The organism is Arcicella rigui, assembly GCF_034929435.1.
Taxonomy (GTDB): domain Bacteria; phylum Bacteroidota; class Bacteroidia; order Cytophagales; family Spirosomataceae; genus Arcicella; species Arcicella rigui.
The window spans coordinates 198740-220098 of the sequence record NZ_JAYFUM010000010.1 but is presented as its reverse complement, the minus strand read 5'-3'; the positions used below and the strand labels follow the sequence as shown (position 1 = coordinate 220098).

Here is a 21359-nt window from a genome sequence, read left to right as displayed (position 1 = left end):
AACTCAATTATAATGGTTTGTAGAAACAAAAAACAAATTTTACATCAAGTATTTAATTTCAAAAAGGCAGACCAATCAATATCCAATTCAATTTTGAAGCTACAAACCTGTACCGCTACAATTGTCTGTTCGTAATGCAACAATCTTACTCAATACTTCATCATTTACTATCTTGTTATAAGCGAGAGAATCCTTAGTTTTGTAATGAACCTTTTTAACCATTATCTTACAATATGAACCCACAAAATGCTATATATATTGCTCAAAGTCTTGATGGCTACATTGCCGACAAAAATGGTGGCATCGCTTGGTTGGATTCAATTCCTAATCCTGATGGGGATGATATGGGTTATTATGCTTTTCTAAATCGTATGGATGCTTTGGTGATGGGTCGCATCACTTTTGAAACAGTCTGTGGTTTTGACTGCGAGTGGCCTTATCAAAAACCTGTTTTTGTTTTGAGTAACACACTTCATGAAATTCCTGAAAAATACCAAGATAAGGCTTTTTTGGTAAAGGGAACATTGTCTGAAATTCTTGCTCAAATTCACGAAAAAGGCTATACTCGGTTGTATATAGATGGCGGAAAAACCATACAACAGTTTTTGAAAGAGGACTTAATAGATGAAATGATTATTACTACTTTCCCACTTTTGCTTGGTGGAGGCTTCCCACTTTTTGGTGAATTAACGCAGCTTTTAGCTTTTGAAGTACAATCCTCACAAATCTATTTGGGTAATTTAGTACAGACACATTTTGTAAGAAAAAAGATTTAAAATCTTGTCAACGAGAGAGCAGTACTTCAATTAGCCTTCCATACTTTAAAAACCTATGCAAAATCAATAAGCTAAATAATAATCACTATTTTAGTGATTCATTTCAACAAATAAACCGATAAAATGAAAAGTACTTTTACGATTCAAGCTAAACCCAAGCATTTACTGATTGGGTTGTTTGCCTCTGTGTTTGCGATTGTCAGCATGGCGAACGCTGTTCATACTTTACCGCTCAAGTTTTTAGCTTCGGGCGATTCTCTTAAAAAAGACACAACGAAATTTGTTCGTTACAAAGATTTACCGCTCAGGGCTACTCGTAAGTTCAAACTCAATACCGACGAAGGTACTTGGCTTTCATTGGATGTGAGTCCTGATGCTAAAAACATCGTTTTTGATTTGATGGGCGATTTATACTCTATTCCTTTTACTGGCGGAAAAGCGACCAACATCACCAAAGGTTTGGCTTTTGATACGCATCCACGTTATAGTCCAGACGGTAAAAAACTGATTTTTATTTCAGACCGTAGCGGTTCGGATAATGTTTGGATGATTGATTTCGAGAAAAAAGACACCATTCAAGTAACAAAAGACCGTGACCAAAACTATGAATCAGCCGAATGGACTCCCGATGGTAATTACATTATTTTCGCCAAAGGTCGCATGAATGTACAACTATGGATGGTGCATAAAGATGGAGGCGGAGGCGTTCAATTAATTGACCAACCTACCAATTTAAAAACCATCGACCCAGCCGTAAGTCCCGACGGAAGATACATCTACTTCTCGCAACGTTCGGGTGCATGGAATTATAACGCCATGATGCCACAGTACCAAATTGGCGTTTACGACCGTGACAATGCCAAACGTACTACCATTACTTCAAGATATGGTTCGGCATTTTCGCCTACTTTGTCGGGCGATGGCAAATGGTTGGTGTATGGTTCTCGCTTTGAAGAAAAAACGGGTTTGGTATTAAGAAATCTGGAAAGTGGTGATGAAAAATGGCTGGCTTACCCAGTACAAAGAGACGAACAGGAGTCAATCGCAACGATGGGCGTGTTGCCTGCAATGTCTTTCACGCCTGATAATCAGGCTTTAATTGCTTCTTATGGCGGAAAGATTTACAAAATTGCTATCAATGGCGGAAACCCTGTACAGATTCCATTTAGTGTTGATATGGATTTGGAAATGGGACCAAGATTAGAGTTTAAGTATCCTATTTCAGATACTACTCAAACCTTAATTTCACAAATTCGTGATGCCGTTCCTTCGCCAAATGGCAAGCAATTAGCTTTTACTTCTTTGAACCGTTTGTATGTGGCAGATTATCCAAACGGAACGCCACGCAGAATTACGAATCATGAATTTACTGAAGCAAATCCTATTTGGTCGAACGATGGAACGCAAATCGCCTTTATTACTTGGACTGCCGAAGGTGGTCATCTTTATAAAGTAAATACCAGCGGAACGCCAAACGTACAAAAACTAACGTCAGTGCCAGCTTTGTATTCGCAACCCGTTTTCTCGCAGAAAGATGATAAAATCGTTTTCATTCGTAGCAAAATGCGTACTTTCAAAGAATCCGTTGGCCCAGTTGCTAATAGTTCAGAAGACGAAATTTGTTGGATTGATGCCAAAGGCGGAGTAATTACTGTCATCGACGAAGCACAAGGTAGAAGTACGCCTCATTTTGTGAAAAATTCTGATAGAATCTATTTAAGCGGCGGTGACGGTTCTTTACAGTCAATTAAATGGGATGGAACAGACGAAAAAGTGCATGCAAAAATTACGGGAATCACTACTTATGGCATGAGTATCGAAGGTGAAGATTATGTGCATAATTGTATGTTGGGAGAAAAAATGGCGGAAGCAATGGAAGTAAACAGAGCGTCAAATGCGTCACAAGTATTGATGTCGCCTGATGGAGATAAAGCTTTGGCACAAGTCAACAATGATATTTATGTAATGACGATTCCTAAAACAGGAAAAACGGTTAATATTTCTGTTTCAGACCCAAGTTCTGCACAGTTTCCAGCACAGAAATTAACAGAAATAGGAGGGGAGTTTCCAGCTTGGTCGAGCGATGCGAAGAAAGTACATTGGTCTTTAGGTCGCTTTCATTTTGTGTATGATTTAGACAAATCAAAAGCTTTTGAAGACAGTGTAAAAACCGCTAAAAAAGCACAAGAAAAAGCAAAGGCAGATTCTTTGAACAAAGTAAAAACTGATACTTTGAAAATTAAAGTAGATGTAAAAGCCAAAGCAGATTCAGCCACGAAAAAAGTAGCCGTTAAAAAAGCGGATACTTACAAGCCAGAAGAAACAGAGATTAAATTATACTTCACCAAAGATATTCCGACAGGAAATGTATTGTTGAAAGGCGGAAGAATCATTACGATGAATGGTAATGAAGTGATAGAAAATGGAGATATTTTGATAGAAAACAACCGAATAAAAGCAGTAGGGAAAAGTGGAAGTCTGAAAGGCGTTGGGAATGCCAAAGTAATCGACGTAAAAGGCAAAACCATCACACCGGGCTTTGTAGATACACATTCGCACATGTGGCCACAATGGGGCATTCAGAAAAACCAAGTATGGATTTATGCGACTAATTTAGCTTATGGCGTAACCACTACTCGTGACCCACAAACGGCAACTACCGACGTGCTTACTTATAGTGACATGGTGGATGCAGGTAAAATGGCTGGGCCAAGAATCTATTCAACTGGGCCGGGCGTTGGTTTCTGGTCTTACAATATCAAAGATTCAACAGGAGCAATCAATGCCTTGAAGCAATACAGCAAATATTACAACACCAAGTACATCAAAATGTATTTGACGGGCAATCGACAAACTCGTCAATGGATTATCAAAGCGGCAAAAGACCAAAAACTAATGCCAACCACCGAAGGCGGTTTGAACTACAAACTGAACATGACCAATATGTTGGATGGCTATCCCGGACACGAACACGCTATTCCAGTGTATCCATTGTACAACGATGTAGTGAAATCTATCGCTTACTCTAAAATGGCAGTAACGCCTACTTTGTTAGTCGCTTACGGCGGGCCTTTTGCTGAGATTTTCTACTTTGAAACAGAGAATCCCTATCACGACAAAAAGATGCAATACTTTATGCCTTATGAAGAATTGGCCGAAAAAACTCGTAGAGTAACAGGTTGGTTCTTGCCAGAAGAACACGTTTTTCAGAAACACGCCAAGTCGATGAAATCAATGGTAGAAAATGGTTCGTTGGCAGGTATCGGTAGTCACGGAGAATTTCAAGGTTTGGGTTATCATTGGGAATTATGGTCGATGCAAAGCGGAGGCATGAAAAACCTTGATGCCTTAAAAGTATCAACCATTCTTGGAGCAACTGCTTTAGGTTTAGATAAAGATTTGGGGAGTATCGAAAAAGGAAAATTAGCCGATTTATTAATCATGGATAAAAATCCTTTAGAAAACATTCGCCATTCAAATACTTTAAAAATGGTAATGAAAAATGGTAGAATTTACGATGCTAACACCTTAAACGAAGTATATCCAAGCCAAAACAAACTGATTAGAAGCGAATGGGAATTTGAAAAACCTGCTGAGAATACGGGAGTTAAGGAGTAGTAAATTAATAAAGTTTTTCCCAATCCATGTGCTTTGCAAAGTACATGGATTGGGATTCTCTGCCGTTGCCCGTGTCCACACGGGCAATTTTTCTTTTAGCATTTTTATAAAAATCCTAAAACAGTAAAAACCCCAAAAATTATGACACTGAACAAAATAGTACTTTTTAGCTTTTTGATAATTGTTACTGCTTGCCACGGACAAGAAAAGAACAGTACGCTCAATGCCTCAACTGCTTCCAAGCCAAGTCCAAGAGTAATTAAAAACTTTAAATCAGTGGGATTAGCTCCTGATTTTGACACTACTTTAGTGAGTCAATACATCCGCAGTATTTTTGAGGACTCCAAAGGGAATTTATGGTTTGGCACTCTTGGCGAAGGCGTAGTGAGGTACGACAAAGCAGCTTTAACCTATTTTGCTAATCCTGATGGTTTTGAAAGCAAGTCTGTTTTTTCCATTAATGAAGACAAAAAGGGTAATATGTGGTTTGGCACAGACCAAGGAGTATATAAGTATGATTCCAAATTGGCAGTCGGTAAAAGATTTAGAAATTATAATCAGAAAGATGGGCTAAATCATATCGACATTAGTCGAAAAAGTATTCTTGTTGATAAATCGGGGATGGTTTGGGTAGGTACACATGGCGGAGTTTATCAGTATAATCCATTAGCCGATAGCTTGGGTAATCCATCTTTTTCCTTATTTACTTTGCTTCCGCCTATCAATGTTGCAGGCATTATGGAGGACAAAGATGGGAATATTTGGTTTGCTTCATCTAATAAAGGTGTGTTTCGTTATGATGGCAAAACGATTGTCAATTTCAACGAAAAAGAAGGCTTGGGCGAGAACTATGCAGGAGGCATCGCACAAGACAAAAAGGGCAATATGTTGTGGTTTACCATGAAAAACGGTATCTGTAAATTTGACGGTAAAACTTTTACCGAATATACGCCCAAAGACGGCTTAGGCGGTACAGAGTTTTGGGGGATAATTATAGAAGATTCGGGTATTATATGGATTACAGCACGTGGCAGCACTACCAGATTTGACCCATCAATTCCACTGCCAAATCCCAAAGCTTTTAAGGTATTTACCACTGCCGACGGGATAAATTGTTGTGTACAAAGTATGTTTCAAGATAAATTAGGAAATATGTGGTGGGGTGCAGGAGGCGGACTTTATAGATTCAACGGCACTCAATTTTATCAAGTGAAGCAGAATGGTCCTTGGTGAAATAAAGGATTGGGAAAAGAGTGCTAAGGCAAGATAAAGGAATTTTAAGACAGAATAAATGAGAAGGTTCATCTATATTTTTATATTCGGATTGTTGACAAGTTGTGCTACATCAGAAAAACACGTTGAAAAGAAAAAGGTGTTCGCTGTTGGTTTGGATACTTTGCAATGGTTCGACCAAAGTCGGCAAAGAGCCATTCCTGTTGCCATTTACAAACCTGTAAACGACTCAAAAACAAGTAAACGAAATATTGTTATTTTTAGTCACGGGTACGGACAAAACAAAGGTGGCGACTATTTGGCATATTCTTACCTCACGGAGTTTTTAGCTTCAAAAGGTTTTTGGGTAATAAGTATTCAACACGAGCTTAGTACTGATAGTTTATTGCCATTGACGGGGAAACCACAAATCGTTAGGCGACCATTTTGGGAACGTGGTGCTGATAATATTTTGTTTGTCATCAACCAACTCAAAAAGACAAATCCCGACCTAAACTATAAGCACATTACTTTAATCGGGCATTCAAATGGTGGAGATATGACGGCTCTTTTTCCTCAGAAGTACCCCAACATCATTGAGAAAATAATTACGTTGGATAATAGAAGAATGGCATTGCCAAGAACGAAAAAGCCTAAAGTTTACTCCTTGCGGTCGAGCGACCAGCCAGCAGACGAGGGTGTTTTGCCAACAGAAGAAGCAATAAAAAGGCATAAAATAACCATCATCAAATTAGCCAACACCACTCATAATGAAATGGACGATAATGCTAATGAGCTACAACGCAAGGAGATGCAGTATTATGTCTTGGCTTTTTTTAAATGATTGAAAATCTTTTTAAGATAGCTATTAGGTAAAAAGCGATTGGTATATAAAAAACAACTTATATAAAATAGGCGATAGTGTCTGCACGGTTTTCACAATATTAGTAAGTTGGCGGTAAACGAACCTAACTATGACCTTAAAAAATATTAGTTAAATGAGTAAAATGCGTTTCTTATATTTATATTTGTGAAATAATCTCAAATATCTAATTAAGGAATGATTGAGGAATTTACTTTCGGTAACTTTTGGTCGTTCAAAGACATTCAAACTTTGAATTTGACAGCAGCAAAGATTAAATCAAAGAATCCTTTGCTTGACACAAATAATATCTTCCCTATTAATAATGATTTAAGTCTAATTAAGTCAAAAGCAATTTATGGTGCAAATGCCAGTGGTAAAAGTAATGTAGTGAAGGCGTTGGTGGCTTTTCTTAGAATTATTAGAGATTCAGTCAAGGAGGAAGAAGTGTTAAGCTTAATTGAAGCCTTTCAATTATCTACTGAAACCGTCAATCAACCTACTTTCTTTCAACTAATTTTTCGAGTTGAGGGTATTCGGTATAGGTACGGTTTTGAGGCAGATGACAAATCTATCAAAAGTGAATGGCTTTTTTCTACCCCTAACAAAAGAGAACAGCCCTTGTTTATTAGAGAAAATAATGAAATTGTAGAAATTAGTAAAACACATTTTGAGGAAGGGCTTTTGTATCAAAAGTTATTTGAAAATTCAGAGAACCAAATTTTTACAGATACATCCTTATTTTTAACACATTTGAATTCGACAGGATTTGCTAAATTATCAAAGCAAATTTTTAAATCTATTTCCTCTATTTCAATTATCAGTGGCTTAGGTCATCGAGGAATGTACAGTTTTGCAGGCGAATCTTTAAGTGATGCCATCAAAAAGAAATTTATTTTAAACTTTTTAAAAAAAGCAGACACCGGCATTGAAGATTTAGAAACAGTTGAAATCACAAAAGAAAATTTTACTGATAATGTAGAAGAAGATGTAGAGCACGAGTTAAAAAAGGGTAAAATAATTGTTTCCAGTAGAACTCAATTTGATGCTAATCTTAAACCTTTAAGAAAAAGTGATTTTTCATTTGGTAATCAAGAGTCAGAAGGTACTAGGAAAATGTTTGAATTAAGTCCATTTATTTATAGGTCATTAAAAGAAGGCGTTCCTATCGTTATTGACGAGTTTGACTCAAGATTTCATCCTTTATTGACAAAAAAAATTGTAGAACTTTATAATTCAAATGAAAATAAAAATGCCCAACTTATTTTTACAACTCATGATACGAATCTGTTATCATCTGATTTATTGAGACGAGACCAAATTGATTTCGTTGAAAAAGATAAATTTGGTGTTAGTCATCTTTATACTTTAGTTGAAATTAAAGGTGTTCGAAATGATGCGTCTTTTGAAAAAGATTATATTCAAGGTAAATATGGTGCAATTCCATTTTTAGGTGATTTTACTAACTTAATAACCTTTGAATAATGCCTAAAAGTACGAAAGCTATTAAGGTTACAGACCAAAATAAGGCTTGGAATAAGAAGTCCAAACCAACAGGCTATAGAATTGATTCTATTCCCAAAAACAAAACAATTCTGATTGTTTGCGAAGGACAAACGGAGAAGCTCTATTTTAAATCTTTTCCCGTATTAGGTGTCGAAGTAAAAGCTATTGATTTAAAAGGAGAATCAAAGCTTAAATTAGTAGAATCAACAAATGACATTGTTGATAGTTTAGATGATGAGGACATTGAAGTTTGGTGTGTATTTGATATGGATGTTAAGCGAGGAGCTGATGAGTTTGCAGATTTTGATAATGCCATTTCCAGTGCCTTACAACTTGGATACAAAGTGGCATATTCAAATGACGCATTTGAACTGTGGTTTTATCTACATTATAATCTCTCAAAAGCTCAACACTTACGAACTTTTTACTACAATGAACTTGGGAAGCGATTTGGAATGAATTATGTCAAAGATGGCAAGAAATATGACTTTTGTTTGAAGTTGTACTCAATTCTGAACAATGATAGTAATGCTTCCCAACAAAATGCCATTGACAGAGCAAGAACTTTATTTGAAGAACAGCAACATCTTCCATATCACGAACAAAATCCAGTTACAAAAGTTTATGAATTGGTCGAAGAGTTAAATAGAAATTTAAGACGATAATAAAATGCCTCGCTATCAATACGTGTGCTTTTTGATAAACTGGTGTCGGTTTGAATATATATGAAAGAGTAGATTTTATATGTGCTTTGTAGAAATTTACTATTGTCAATATTTTTATAGCTATTCTTACTATTAATTCTGTCATCATGTGCCACTTCTTTGATTTCTAAATACCCCCAAACCCCACAAATCTCCCCAGAAAGCAAGGTACAAAGCTGTAACTTGCTTTTTTAGTTTAAACAATCCTAATAAATATGATAAAGTTTAGCCGTGTACTTGCCGTACTCTTGTTGTCGAATCAATTATTGTTGGCACAGTCGAATGATGATATTGCTGCCTTGAATCTTGTTCAAAAAGGGGCTTCCTTGGTGCAAGTATCTAAGCAATTTACTTTTACCGAAGGGCCAGCGGTGGATAAAAAAGGAAATATTTTCTTTACAGACCAACCGAATGATAAAATCTGGAAATACAGTGCAGATGGAAAACTGAGTCTTTTTATGGATAAAACGGGTCGTTCAAATGGATTGTATGTGGATAAAAAAGGAAGAATAATCGCTTGTGCCGACGAAAAAAATGAGCTTTGGGCAATTGATAAAGGAAAAGTATCGGTTTTGTTGGATAACATCAAAGGACTAAAAGCCAATGGCCCCAATGATTTATGGATTGACCCCAAAGGTGGCATTTACTTCACCGACCCATATTATCAGCGTGATTATTGGACAAGAAAAAAGCCCGAAATCGACAAACAAAATGTGTATTATTTAGCCAAAGGTACAAAAGAGGTAATCCTTGTGGACGGCGACCTCAAACAACCTAACGGTATTGTGGGAACTCCCGATGGCAAGTATTTATTTGTAGCCGATATTCGTGATAGTAAAACGTACAGATACGAAATTCAAGCGGATGGAACTTTGGCAAATCGTCAGCTTTTTGCACCGATGGGTTCAGATGGAATAACTTTGGATAGTCAAGGAAATTTATATTTGACAGGCAGAGGCGTGACAATTTATAACAAAGAAGGTGAAAAATTGGGCAACATTCCAGTGCCTTCAAATTGGGTCGGAAATATTTGTTTTGGTGGCAAAGATCGTAAAACTTTATTCATTACCGCTTCTGAGTCCATTTACACTTTGCAGATGCAAGTAAAAGGAGTGGAGTAATTTGGAGTGCTGAATGGTGAGTGAGGAGTTTCCGCTTCTGAGACTGGTCTTGGAAGTGGTTTTTTATTTGTGATGCAATCACAAAAGAGACAATCCCCACAGACCCTTTAAGATTCTTTTGTAAAATCAAGTATAAATAAGATTTTCTATACTTTAATAGGAGTAAATCCAATCTTTAATAAACAATGAAACAAAAGTTTTTAAGTACTCTATTCATCGTCACGGTGTTATCATTTTCGGCTTTTTCTCAGGAAAAATGGACGAAATTATTTGATGGTAAAACCTTAAATGGTTTTAAACAATTGGGCGGAAAAGCAAAATATAGTGTCAGAAATGGCGAAATCGTAGGTACTACGGTAAAAGATACGCCTAATTCATTTTTAGCAACTGAAAAGGAATATGGTGATTTTATTTTAGAACTTGAATTGAATGTTGCCGAAGGAATGAATTCAGGAATTCAGTTCAGAAGCCTTTCAAATCCTGATTATCAGAATGGAAGAGTTCATGGCTATCAAGCAGAAGTTGACCCTTCAGACCGTGCTTGGTCGGGTGGAATTTATGACGAAGCTCGTCGTGACTGGTTGTATATTCCAAACATTAATCCGGAGGCTAAAAAGGCTTTCAAAAGAAATGGACAGTGGAACAAGTATCGTATAGAAGCCATCGGCAATGTAATCCGTACTTGGGTGAATGATGTACCAGTAGCCAATTTGGTAGATGATATGACGGCAAAAGGTTTTATTGCTTTGCAGGTTCATGCTATTTATGCAAACATGACAGAAGGAATGGAAATTCGTTGGAGAAATATCAGAATCCAAACTGAAAATTTAAAACCACGTCCGACAGACAATACGCCAGTTATCAATCTTACTCTGAATACTTTATCTGAACAAGAAAAAGCTCAAGGCGTAAAATTGTTATTCAACGGAAAAGATTTTACAGGTTGGAGAGGCGTTCATCAAACAACTATGCCAACGATTCACTGGAAAGTAGTTGATGGAACAATTAATGTGAGTCCGTCTGATGGTTCGGAAACTGGAAACGACATCGTAACTACCGAACAGTACGGGGCATTTGAATTAACTTTTGAATTTAAATTGACTGATGGTGCAAACTCTGGGGTAAAATACTTTGTGAACGAAGCTTTTGATTCAAATGGAAAATCAGGAATTGGTTTAGAGTACCAAGTACTTGATGATGAAAAACATCCAGATGCAAAATTAGGAGCAGTAGGCAACCGTACTATGTCGAGTTTATATGATTTAATTCCTTCTTATAAATTAGACAAACGTTTCCAACGTAAAATTGGCGAGTGGAATCAGGCGAGAGTGGTTGTATTGCCAAACAACATTGTACAACACTGGTTAAATGGTTTTAAAGTAGTAGAATACGAACGTAACAGCAATATTTTCAAAGCTTTAGTAGCCAGAAGTAAATATGCAAAATACGATGGTTTTGGTGCTGCTGAAAAAGGCAATATCTTAATCCAAGACCACGGCGATAATGTTTCATTTAAAAATATCAAGATTAAAACGTTGTAAGATGTAATTAGTGATTTAGTGAATGAGTGATTTAGTGATTAATGTTTTTGAAATCAGTAAATTATCAAGATTCATTAGGTCGTTTAAGTTTGATTTATTAACTGTTTAAATTGAGAAAATTCTAATTACAAGCACTCAAAAATTAAATTCATTTACAATAACTATGGAAAGAAGAGAATTTATTCAAAAAACGACTTTTGCTTCTTTGGGAGCATTAACATTTAGTGCTAAATCTTACGCAAAAATCATTGGAGCAAACGACCGTGTAAGAGTAGGTTGTGTAGGTTTTTCAGACCGCCACAGAGCGTCGCACGTGCCTCCGTTTAAGGCATTGCAAAAAGAAATGAATTTTGAAATGACAGCTCTTTCTGATTTGTGGAATCGCCGTAGAGATGAAGGAAAGGCATTTTTAGACAAAGAATTAGGAAGTGATGTAAAGGTTTTCAGAAACAACGAAGAGCTTTACGATTCTAAAACTGTTGATGCTGTATTTATTTCAACTGCCGACTTCCAACACGCTTTACATACAGTAGAAGCGGTAAAAGCAGGCTGTGATACTTATACCGAAAAACCATTGGCTGAAACAATGGAGGATGCTCGTGCAGTATTGAATGCAGTGAAATCTTCAAAACAAATTGTACAGATTGGTTCTCAGCGTAGAAGTGGTGAAAACTACTTTGCCGCAGAAGATTATATCAAATCTGGAAAATTTGGACCAATCGTAATGGTGGAATTGATGTGGAACGTAAACCAGCCAGAACGTTGGAGAAGACCAGATTTGGTGAAAAATCTAAAAGAAAGCGATGTTGACTGGAAACGTTATTTAATGAACCGTCCTTTTGAAGCTTTCGACCCACGTAAATACTTAGAATATCGTTTGTTCTGGCCATATTCTTCAGGAATTCCGGGTCAGTGGATGTCTCACCAAATTGATACTGTTCACTGGTTTACAGGTTTGCCACACCCAAGAAGCGTAGTAGCCAACGGTGGAATTTATCAGTGGAAAGATGGTCGCTCGAATGCCGATACTTTAACAGTAGTGTTTGATTACGGCCCATTAGATGACCCTAAATCTGGTTTCCAAGTACAATTTACTTCACGTTTCTCGAACTCAGCGGGCGAAACTAAAGAATTGTATTACTCTAACGGTGGTATGATTAACTTAGATACTAACGAAATCACACCGACAGGAGGTTTAACAGAAAGTCATGCTAAAACAATGGGTATGAAAGCCAACTTATTAACACCTCAGAAATTACAAGGTATAAAAGTAGCTTCAGAGGCAAACACTGGTGGTGACCCACTAACGTTCAATCACGTGAAAAACTGGATGGAATGTGTGCGTTCTCGTAAACAGCCTAATGCACCAATCGAAGCAGGTTATCAGCACTCGATTGCAACCATCATGTCGAATGCAGCTTACAGAACTGGTTTGAAAGTAACTTTCGATGATAAAAAACAAGAAGTATTAGCAGGCGGAAAAGTATTCAAATACTAATTTTTCGTTTTTGTATTTTATACATAAAATTGCCTATCAAGGAGTAAATCTTTGGTAGGCAATTTTGTTTTAGGAATATGACGAGCTATCAATTGTATTGCATATATTTACATATAAAACCCCTATTTGTTTGATATGTTGATATTTAATAGATCAGGGTTGTTAATCCCTGATAATAAAATTGTTTCTAATATTGAAGAGTTGAAATTAGAGTTTGTGGATAAAATTCCTACGAATGAACGTAAATACATTTTTGAAAAGCTTATAATTTACAATGAAAATCTTAAAAATAAATGTAGTAATGAATTGATATGTCAATGGATTGATGGCTCATTTGTTACAAAGAAACCTAATCCACGAGATATAGATTTAGTTACTTTTATAAGCCATGATACTATAAAGGAGATAGGAGACTCAATCCATAATTTCAAATATCCCAATTCTGAAATTATTTATGGAGTTGATGCTTATATCATTGAAGTTTTTCCTGATAATCACAAGGAAAATTTCAAAACAATACTTGACAAAGCTTATTGGATGGATAAATTTACAAAAACAAGGAGAAATAAAGCTGGCAATAAACTATCAAAAGGCTTTTTGGAAATCTACTACTAATCGAATGAAATATGAAAAATGCTAAATTGTATAATATTCTTGATTTAATCGAAGAAATTCAAAAGGTTAATCAAATGATAGAAATCCATTCTGAATCAGATTCTGATTTGATGAGTAGTCAATATATTAGTCAGAAACTTAAATTAACTGATATGTTATTCAAAGATTTATTGAAGAATAGCGGAAATAACACAGAAGTAATGTATTTATTCAAACTGTTTATTGAAAAATTCTATAAAAATGAAATGACTCATCATCACTCCATAGAGAGAGAAGAAGCTCTAAAAAAAATTGAATCAGTTTTTTTAGAGCTTTAAAATCACCCAAATAATCAATCCACCATTTTATTATTTATTTGCACATTTTTCAAGATAAATCCATTGATGATACTTTTGTCGATGGCGGTGTTTTTACTGTTTACTTTGAAGTTTTCAAAAGTAAAATTGGATAGTTTATCATATTCCGAAATCACTACATCATAAAAAGTATCACAAGTAAGGGTGATGTTTTTTAGACTAACGTGGTCGCAGTAGGAGAGTGGCACGTCTTTTCTTCCTTGTAAATCAAAAAATTGTTTCCATTGCTTTACATACAAAAGACTATGAGCTTGTCCTGTAATATTTTCCACTCGAATATACTCATACAACTGTGGCGTATCTGGTCGCATTTTTAGCCACAAAACTCTGTCAGCTTCGCTAACGTGACAATTCCGCATAATGACATTACGGTTATGAATTGCCTCGCTTCCACAAGTAAGTGCTGAATGACAAAAACCAAATTCACAGTCTTCAATAATGATATTGGTATTTGCTCCATTGTTCGGCACACGGTCTGCCCACGGGCCTTTGCCACCTTTTAGGGCAATGGCATCATCATTTACCGATAGGTAACAACCTTTTATCAACACATTATTACAAGCATCAATATCAATGGCGTCGGTACTTGGGGCTTTTACGGGTTGGTAAGGCGAATAGATGTGAGCATCCAATATTTTTATATTATTGCATTGATAATAATGGCTCGTCCAAAAACCAGCATTATGCAGTTTTACATCTTGTACTTGTACGTTATTCGATTGCCAAATAAATACCAAACGTGGACGAGAAACCTCCAAATTGGTACAATTCGGATTCTCTTTGCGTCTTTGCCAAAAAGCCTCCCAATAATGTAAACCATTGCCATCAATAGTTCCTTTTCCAGAAATCGTAAAGCCATTTACTCCATAAGCATTTACCAAAGCCGTGAAATAATCTAAGCTTTGCCCTTCCATGCGTGAAGGTAATTTTGGATAATCCGCAATGTTATCCGAGCCTTTGAGTTTTGCTCCTTCGGCTATGTGCAAATGCGTTTTGGGTTTAAAAAACAAAGCTCCACTCAAGAAAGTACCTTTCGGAATGATAATTACACCGCCACCTTTTGCCGCCGCCAAATCAATTACTTTTTGGATTGCCTCTGTTTGTACCAGTGTGCTATCTTGTTTTACACCAAAATTGGTAATCGGATAAGCCTTGCCCAGTTGCGATAAACTGATTTTTTGATAAGTAGTAAACCAAGTGCCAATAGGAGAGCCATCAGGGAAAGTACTTTTAGGGTTCTTTTGAGCAAAAATTGGCGAGAAACCCATTAGGAAAAACGCCAAAATGATAAGATTTTTTTTCATGCTTGATTATTATAAATTCATTCAGACTCGTAGCGAATCATCTTGTACTTATAAGTATCAAAGGTGATGAATCTAATGAGTATTTATGTTAAAATTCAAAGGAGGAGGATCGTCTGTAAAATGTAACATTAAATATCATTCAAAGATTATCGAATGTTAAGATTCTCGTTGTAATTAACAATTTTGCGTATGAATGGATTAAATTGTATGCAATGATTATTTTATAAGTATAAAATACTAATTTCACGACAGAAAGCCTAAAACCGAGCCGAATTTTGTACGCAATAAACGCTATATAAACACTTTTACCAGACATGAAAAAACTATTACTGCTCTCTATTTTTGCCCTTATTAGTACAATGCAATTAAAAGCTCAAACGACTGATTCAACGCAGCAATCACTTGAAAAAGAGATAAATACCTACGAAAGTAAAGACCTTGTTTTTATTGCTAACGCAAGGTTGATGATTGCCGAAGCCATCAAAGCCGATGATTTGAAGAAAGCAAAAACTACGTTTAAGTTTATCGTTGATAAGTACGATTTATCAAATTACACTCCTTTTGCTCCAACAGAACGAATAGTTTTGAGTTTGGCTTTAGAAGAATACGGAACAATTTTAACGGATATTTCACGAGGAGTAAGTAATCTTTCTATCAACAAAGGAGATAAAATAATTGCCTACAAAAACGATGGACTTTTTCTAATTGCTTCCACCTATTTAGAAAAGAACAAAACCGCTTTGCGAAATAATATTCCTGCTGCCGAAAGATTGCAACAAGAAGATAAAGATTTGTTGGAACTAATGTACAAGTCTTTTGATGTAGAAGCAGAGACTGCAAAAAATAAAGCCAATGCCCAAAGTAAGCTGAATAATGATGCAGATGTTTTTATAGAACTGTACCCAACATCTGTCTATCTGCCTTTTGTTCAGCAATTTATCAAGGAAGAGTACCAAGATGCTGATGCAGGTTTGATAATGGATTTTGGCGTAGGTCGCTTCAATTTGTCTTCTAAATTTTACCAGTATTTTGATAAAAAAGATACTGGTTTCGCTTTAGGCTTTAGTGTTCCTTACAAAAAAATGCTTTTTACCTTGAGTGCCAACTTTATACAGAATTTTACAAGAACCGATATGCCATTAACGGTGAAAGGCTATTATTGGGAAAAAGATGTTAAAGGAAGTATTGTTGATATTGAGTTGGGAGCAGGGTATAATGTACTTTCTTCAAAGAGATTTCAACTCTATCCTTATGCTACTTTAGCCTATAATGCCATTGTTCCGATGAAACAGCAAGAGCGAGACTTGAGTATGTTCAGAGGAGACGGTATTGCTGTTGGGGCTGGAGCTATCTTTGATTATAAGTTTAGCATTGGCAAGCCCAAAGAAGCCCCCAATCCATACAATCCTAATTACATCAATGTATCTCGTTCAAATATAGGGATTCGATTAAAAGCAATGTATATGATGCCAAGTATTCCTATAAAAGAATTATCACAGCCATACAGTTATATTGCGGCTGGGATTTTTTGGGAAATCAGAAAAATGAATCGTAAATAATTTAGGTTTTTTTGGCTTAGAGGGATTTTTTGGGATTTGTCTAAGTCAAAAATCAGAACGAATCATAACATATCACTTCCTTTTTTACTTTTGATTATGATTGTTTTTAGCAATCATACAGAACCTTGAACCTATCATTAGTCCCCTAAAATAACCTCGAAAACAACATTTTTACGTACCTTTGAAGTATGGATTTGAAGGATAAAAATAAATACAAAGCAGACTTTAAAACAGAGCTTGACCATTTTGCTACCAAGCTTGAAAAATATGTTTCTACAAATAATGGTGATTGGACAATAAAGGGATTTATTGATGTTTACAAAAACATTTACACTATTTCATCAGATACAAAGATTATTTCTAAAATTCTTGAAATACATATTTTTCCTCAAATATTAGCTTTTGCAGAAAGTATCAATTACAAAATTATTCTTGCTGAAAAACAAAATTGGTATCCTGATTTAACTTTTGTGCATCAAGAAAACGACGAAGTTAAATTTGCTGTTGACCTCAAAACTACTTTTAGACGTAATGGTAAAACTACTGGATTTACATTGGGAAGTCATGGTGGATATTTTAAAGAAAGAGACAAGAATAAAAACATACAATTCCCTTACAATCAATACTTAGGACATTATTGTTTAGGCGTTATTTACACCAGAACTGATATTACTGATGAGTTATCAAATACGGAAATTTTCAAGTAGAAGAATTAAAAGATGAACTTGAAGGCATAAATCAAAATGTGGGAAATCGGGAAGTAACGAATGTAAGCAAGCTTAGTGCTATCACTTCTGTTATCAAGAATTTTGATTTTTTTGCTGCTGAAAAATGGAAAATTGCCAGTGATAAACAAGGCTCAGGAAACACAGCTAACATAGGTTCTGTATATGATATTGAAGACCTGAAAAATGAGAATGGAGTTTTTAGTCAGTTAGGGGAAAATTGGTTTGATGAATACTGGATTAATCATGGTACAGCTACCATGCTAAAGGATGGAAAGCTTCATAAAATCACTTCACTGAAAGATTTCTTAGAATTTAAAGGACGTACAGACCTTCTTGAAAAAAATTGTTTCAAAAACCTCTAATAAAAAATAAGATGAAAGTATTTATTCCACCGATAAAAAGTCAAGGTATCAAAACTAAGTTAGTGCCTTGGATTATGGAACTTGCTCCAAAAGTAAGTGGCAGATGGATTGAGCCTTTCTTAGGCACTGGTGTGGTTGCCTTCAATGCAGGCTACAAAAAGGCGATTCTTAACGATACTAACCCTCATATTATCAATTTTTATAAAGGTGTTCAGCAAAAGGCAATTACAGCTCCTTTGATGAAACAATATCTCGAACATGAAGGTGAAATTTTGAGTAAAGCCGACAACAATGGCTACGAACATTATTTGAAGGTTAGAAGTAGATTTAATAGTGGAGAGTTTTCTCCTTATGATTTTATATTTCTCTCTCGTGCTGGTTTTAATGGAATGATGAGATTTGGAGGTAAAGGCAATTGGAACATCCCTTTCTGTAAAAAACCAGATAGGTTTGCTCAGGCATATATTACTAAGATTACCAATCAACTCTCAATGGTTTCGCAAATCATTCAACCAGAACCTGACTGGAGCTTTCACAACCAATCCTTCGAAAGTATCATTCCTTTAGCGACCGAAAATGATATTATCTATTGTGACCCTCCGTATTACGGCAGACACGTAGATTATTATAATGGTTGGAAAGAAAAAGACGAGGAACTTTTGTTTCATCTACTTAGTGAAACGAAAGCTAAGTTTATACTTTCTACTTGGCATCATAATGATTGGCGAGAAAACGAAATGATACAAAAGTATTGGCAAAAATTTAATATTGTGACCAAAGACCATTTTTATCATAATGGAGGGAATTTAGAAAATAGGAGAACCATAGTAGAAGCTTTGGTATGCAATTTTGAAACAGAGAATTTTATTCAGCATAACCATGGTTTAAAAGAAAAAACAAAACCTGAGCAATTAGTAATTGAATGGGCTTAATATAATTTTGTTATCAACAAAGCCGTAGTTTCGATAAATTTCGTCTCTATGGCTTTACTATTTTAAAACACTTTGTGATTGTGCTACAAATTGGCTTTAATTTCTACAAAAATAATTTCCCTTTCTTACATCATTTTCTAAAATTTCTTGATTAATTTTAATGTAAAGCCTGTTTGTAAATACCTCTTGTACAAGGCTTTAATCTACCACTAAATATGTTCAAATACTTATTAATCGCTTTTGCCTTGAGGCGATTAAATGCAATTTTATCGGATTGTATTTCTTAACTTAAATAACAATAATATGAACACCTCACAAGACTCTGGCAATAATGCAAATATTGTCAATTTCCAAAACCTGATTCAATTTTGCACTGGCTTTGGTGCTGGCTACAACCCTACTAAAGATGCCTTGAAAATAGCGTCTTTGCAAAGCCAACTTGGTATGGCGAAAACCTTACTGAATGAATGTACCGCTATGGAAACGGCTTATGATAACGCCGTTGATGCTCGTCGTGATTTATTTGTTCCTTTGAAACCTTTAGTGACAAAAATTGTCAATGCTCTTTCTGTTTCGGGTGTCTCCGATAGTATTATTGAAGGAGCAAAAGCGATAAACCGAAAGGTACAAGGAAAAAAAGCTACAACGCCTAATACTACTAAAGAGGTAGCTACTGATGGAACGGATTTGACTCAACCTAAAACAATTTCGTCTTCGCATCAAAGCTATGATTATATGGTAGAACATCTCAATGCTTTAATTGAACTCATCAGTTCGCATGATGTGTATGACCCTAATGAGGAAGCTTTGAAGGTAAGTTCTTTGAAAAGCTATCTTGCTAATTTAAGAACTGCCAATATCAATGTAATGAGTAGCAATACCGCTTGGACAATTAGTAGAGCAAATAGAAATAAGTGCTTGTATGCCGAAAAGACAGGCTTGGTAGATACAGCTTTAGACGTGAAAAACTATATCAAATCCGCTTTTGGGACAAATAGTATGGAGTATGGAATGGTGAAAGGACTTAGTTTTAAGAATTTAAAGTAAAAGATAGATACAAAGTAAATTACAAAAAAGCTTCATCTACTTCTGAGATGAGGCTTTTTGTGCTTAAAATTCTTATCTTAAAAGACAAATTATTTATAGAATATACTTTAAGTATTTGATTATCAATAAGAAGACTTCTCCAGCAGCTCTCCTTCTCAACAGGAGAAGGGGCTGGGGGATAAGGTTTTAAAGAAGAATATGACCACCTTCTCAGAGAATATAAGCAACCACTCGAAGAATATGACCACTTTCTCGGAGAATGTAGGCAACTTCTCGAAGAATATGACCACCCTCTCGGAGAATGTAAGCAATCTCTCGAAGAATATGACTACCTACTCGAAGAATATGACTACCTACTCGGAGAATGTAGGCAACCTCTCGGAGAATATGACCACCTTCTCAGAGAATATAGGCAACCTCTCGGAGAATATGACCACCTTCTCGGAGAATATAGGCATCTGCAATCAGTTTTTAGTGGTCATTGAAAATGAAAGTATAGTCAAATATTCTTTGCTACGAAACCTCACCCCCGACCCCTCTCCTGCTGAGAGGGGAGATTTTGAAGCAAAAAAGCCCCCTCTCAGCAGGAGAGGGGGTTGGGGGTGAGGTATTTAGTAGTTTAATATTTTGTAGTAGATAAATTGATAACCTATCATTAATTGCTATTAAGCATACAAAATTCCCTTATCCACTTTTGCAGGCAGAGGCCCTTTCGTTACTAATTTTAGGGCTGCTAAGTTAGCACCGGCATTGGCACAGGTTTCTGGCGAAGCACCTTCTGTATAAGCTGTTAGGAATCCTGCCCAATAAGCATCTCCTGCTCCAGTAGCGTCAATTACTTCTATGGGTTTTACACCTAAGGTGATTTGTTTTGCTCCCTTTTCAGTAGAAATGATAGAACCATCACCGCCTTTGGTTAGACAAATGAGGTCTGCACCCATCGCATGAAAATCTTGTAGGATTTGTGCTTCGGAAACTTTATGTCCATAGATTCTTTCGGCATCGTCTTCGCTCAATTTTACCAAAGCATCGTGTGAACAATAAGCTGAAATGGTTTCCCAAGCCTGTTTTCTGTCTGGCCAAATCTGAATAGCGTAGTTAGCGTCTAAACTTACACGGCAATTCAAAGCATTAGCACGTTTAGCGGCATCTACGATAGTACTCTGGGCAGGGTCTTGGCTCAAAGCAAAGCAAGTAGTATGAAAAATGGCAGATTCCGCTAATAAACTATCAGGAATATGCTGTGGTTGAAGCATACGGTCTGCTGTACGATAAGCAATAAAATCGGGTGTGCCTTTGGTACGAGAAACCACTACAATACTGGTTGGTTGAAAATCATCTACCGCAACGTGACTAATATCTATACCTGTTTTGGCTACTTCTCTTTTTAAATAAATACCGATATTGTCGTTACCAATGCAAGAAACTAAGGCGGTATTCATGCCCAAACGAGCCATATTAGCAGCCATATTGGCGGGACTTCCTCCTTGAAAACGTTCAAAAGTAGAGGTTTCAAGAATACTTTCTTGTATTTCAGTTCCAATAAAGTCAGCCAATAATTCGCCAACCGAAAGTAATGCGTATTTTTTCATGTTTATAAAAAATGGATTGTTCTCAG

The 21359-nt window shown here is 36.0% G+C and carries 19 protein-coding genes; 17 read left to right on the top strand and 2 right to left on the bottom strand.

From position 1 onward, the window contains the following. Positions 1-233 precede the first annotated feature (233 nt). The 11 genes from VB248_RS10695 to VB248_RS10645 all read left to right on the top strand — a co-directional run bounded on the left by VB248_RS10695 (position 234) and on the right by VB248_RS10645 (position 13770). Positions 234-776: a dihydrofolate reductase family protein gene (locus tag VB248_RS10695; RefSeq protein ID WP_323296762.1), complete on the top strand. Its 543-nt coding sequence runs from the start codon at positions 234-236 to the stop codon at positions 774-776. Positions 777-899: 123 nt separating this feature from the next. Then, the gene (locus tag VB248_RS10690; protein WP_323296761.1) at positions 900-4394 is read left to right on the top strand and encodes an amidohydrolase family protein; all 3495 of its coding nucleotides are present in this window, start codon (positions 900-902) and stop codon (positions 4392-4394) included. A 141-nt stretch (positions 4395-4535) separates the two neighbouring features. Further along, positions 4536-5627: a ligand-binding sensor domain-containing protein gene (locus tag VB248_RS10685; protein ID WP_323296760.1), complete on the top strand. Its 1092-nt coding sequence runs from the start codon at positions 4536-4538 to the stop codon at positions 5625-5627. Between the two features lie 58 nt (positions 5628-5685). Next, positions 5686-6450 carry an alpha/beta hydrolase family protein gene (locus VB248_RS10680; protein WP_323296759.1) on the top strand — a complete coding sequence of 255 codons (765 nt, stop codon included), beginning with the start codon at positions 5686-5688 and terminating at the stop codon, positions 6448-6450. Positions 6451-6666: 216 nt separating this feature from the next. Next, the gene (locus VB248_RS10675) at positions 6667-7953 is read left to right on the top strand and encodes an AAA family ATPase (protein ID WP_323296758.1); all 1287 of its coding nucleotides are present in this window, start codon (positions 6667-6669) and stop codon (positions 7951-7953) included. Then, the gene (locus tag VB248_RS10670; RefSeq protein ID WP_323296757.1) at positions 7953-8639 is read left to right on the top strand and encodes an RloB family protein; all 687 of its coding nucleotides are present in this window, start codon (positions 7953-7955) and stop codon (positions 8637-8639) included. The genes VB248_RS10675 and VB248_RS10670 overlap by 1 nt, the downstream gene beginning before the upstream one ends. A gap of 254 nt (positions 8640-8893) precedes the next feature. Beyond that, complete coding sequence (locus VB248_RS10665) at positions 8894-9799, top strand: SMP-30/gluconolactonase/LRE family protein (protein WP_323296756.1); 906 nt, start codon at positions 8894-8896, stop codon at positions 9797-9799. Positions 9800-9984: 185 nt separating this feature from the next. Further along, positions 9985-11340, top strand: a complete 1356-nt coding sequence (locus tag VB248_RS10660) for a 3-keto-disaccharide hydrolase (RefSeq protein WP_323296755.1) — start codon at positions 9985-9987, stop codon at positions 11338-11340. Between the two features lie 163 nt (positions 11341-11503). Further along, a complete protein-coding gene (locus VB248_RS10655; RefSeq protein ID WP_323296754.1) occupies positions 11504-12838 on the top strand; it encodes a Gfo/Idh/MocA family protein in 1335 nt (444 codons plus the stop codon). 135 nt (positions 12839-12973) lie between these two features. After that, positions 12974-13453, top strand: coding sequence for a DUF6932 family protein (locus VB248_RS10650; protein WP_323296753.1), 480 nt, complete (start codon positions 12974-12976; stop codon positions 13451-13453). 11 nt (positions 13454-13464) lie between these two features. Further along, complete coding sequence (locus tag VB248_RS10645; protein WP_323296751.1) at positions 13465-13770, top strand: hypothetical protein; 306 nt, start codon at positions 13465-13467, stop codon at positions 13768-13770. Between the two features lie 14 nt (positions 13771-13784). Here the strand turns inward: VB248_RS10645 and VB248_RS10640 are convergent, their stop codons facing one another. Next, positions 13785-15113 carry a rhamnogalacturonidase gene (locus VB248_RS10640; RefSeq protein WP_323296750.1) on the bottom strand — a complete coding sequence of 443 codons (1329 nt, stop codon included), beginning with the start codon at positions 15111-15113 and terminating at the stop codon, positions 13785-13787. A 314-nt stretch (positions 15114-15427) separates the two neighbouring features. On the opposite strand from VB248_RS10640, the gene VB248_RS10635 reads away from it, so the two are divergent. The 6 genes from VB248_RS10635 to VB248_RS10610 all read left to right on the top strand — a co-directional run bounded on the left by VB248_RS10635 (position 15428) and on the right by VB248_RS10610 (position 20347). Continuing rightward, positions 15428-16672, top strand: a complete 1245-nt coding sequence (locus VB248_RS10635; protein WP_323296749.1) for a hypothetical protein — start codon at positions 15428-15430, stop codon at positions 16670-16672. A gap of 188 nt (positions 16673-16860) precedes the next feature. Beyond that, positions 16861-17379 (top strand): type II restriction endonuclease, encoded by a 519-nt coding sequence (locus VB248_RS10630; protein ID WP_323296748.1) that lies wholly within the window; start codon positions 16861-16863, stop codon positions 17377-17379. A gap of 38 nt (positions 17380-17417) precedes the next feature. After that, positions 17418-17762, top strand: coding sequence for a type II restriction endonuclease (locus VB248_RS10625; RefSeq protein WP_323296747.1), 345 nt, complete (start codon positions 17418-17420; stop codon positions 17760-17762). 11 nt (positions 17763-17773) lie between these two features. Continuing rightward, a complete protein-coding gene (locus tag VB248_RS10620) occupies positions 17774-18694 on the top strand; it encodes a DNA adenine methylase (protein ID WP_323296746.1) in 921 nt (306 codons plus the stop codon). A 303-nt stretch (positions 18695-18997) separates the two neighbouring features. Then, positions 18998-19741 (top strand): hypothetical protein, encoded by a 744-nt coding sequence (locus VB248_RS10615; protein ID WP_323296745.1) that lies wholly within the window; start codon positions 18998-19000, stop codon positions 19739-19741. A 240-nt stretch (positions 19742-19981) separates the two neighbouring features. Then, the gene (locus VB248_RS10610; protein WP_323296744.1) at positions 19982-20347 is read left to right on the top strand and encodes a hypothetical protein; all 366 of its coding nucleotides are present in this window, start codon (positions 19982-19984) and stop codon (positions 20345-20347) included. Between the two features lie 59 nt (positions 20348-20406). Here VB248_RS10610 and VB248_RS10605 read toward each other — a convergent pair whose 3' ends face one another. Beyond that, positions 20407-21333, bottom strand: coding sequence for a carbohydrate kinase family protein (locus VB248_RS10605; protein WP_323296743.1), 927 nt, complete (start codon positions 21331-21333; stop codon positions 20407-20409). Positions 21334-21359 lie beyond the last annotated feature (26 nt).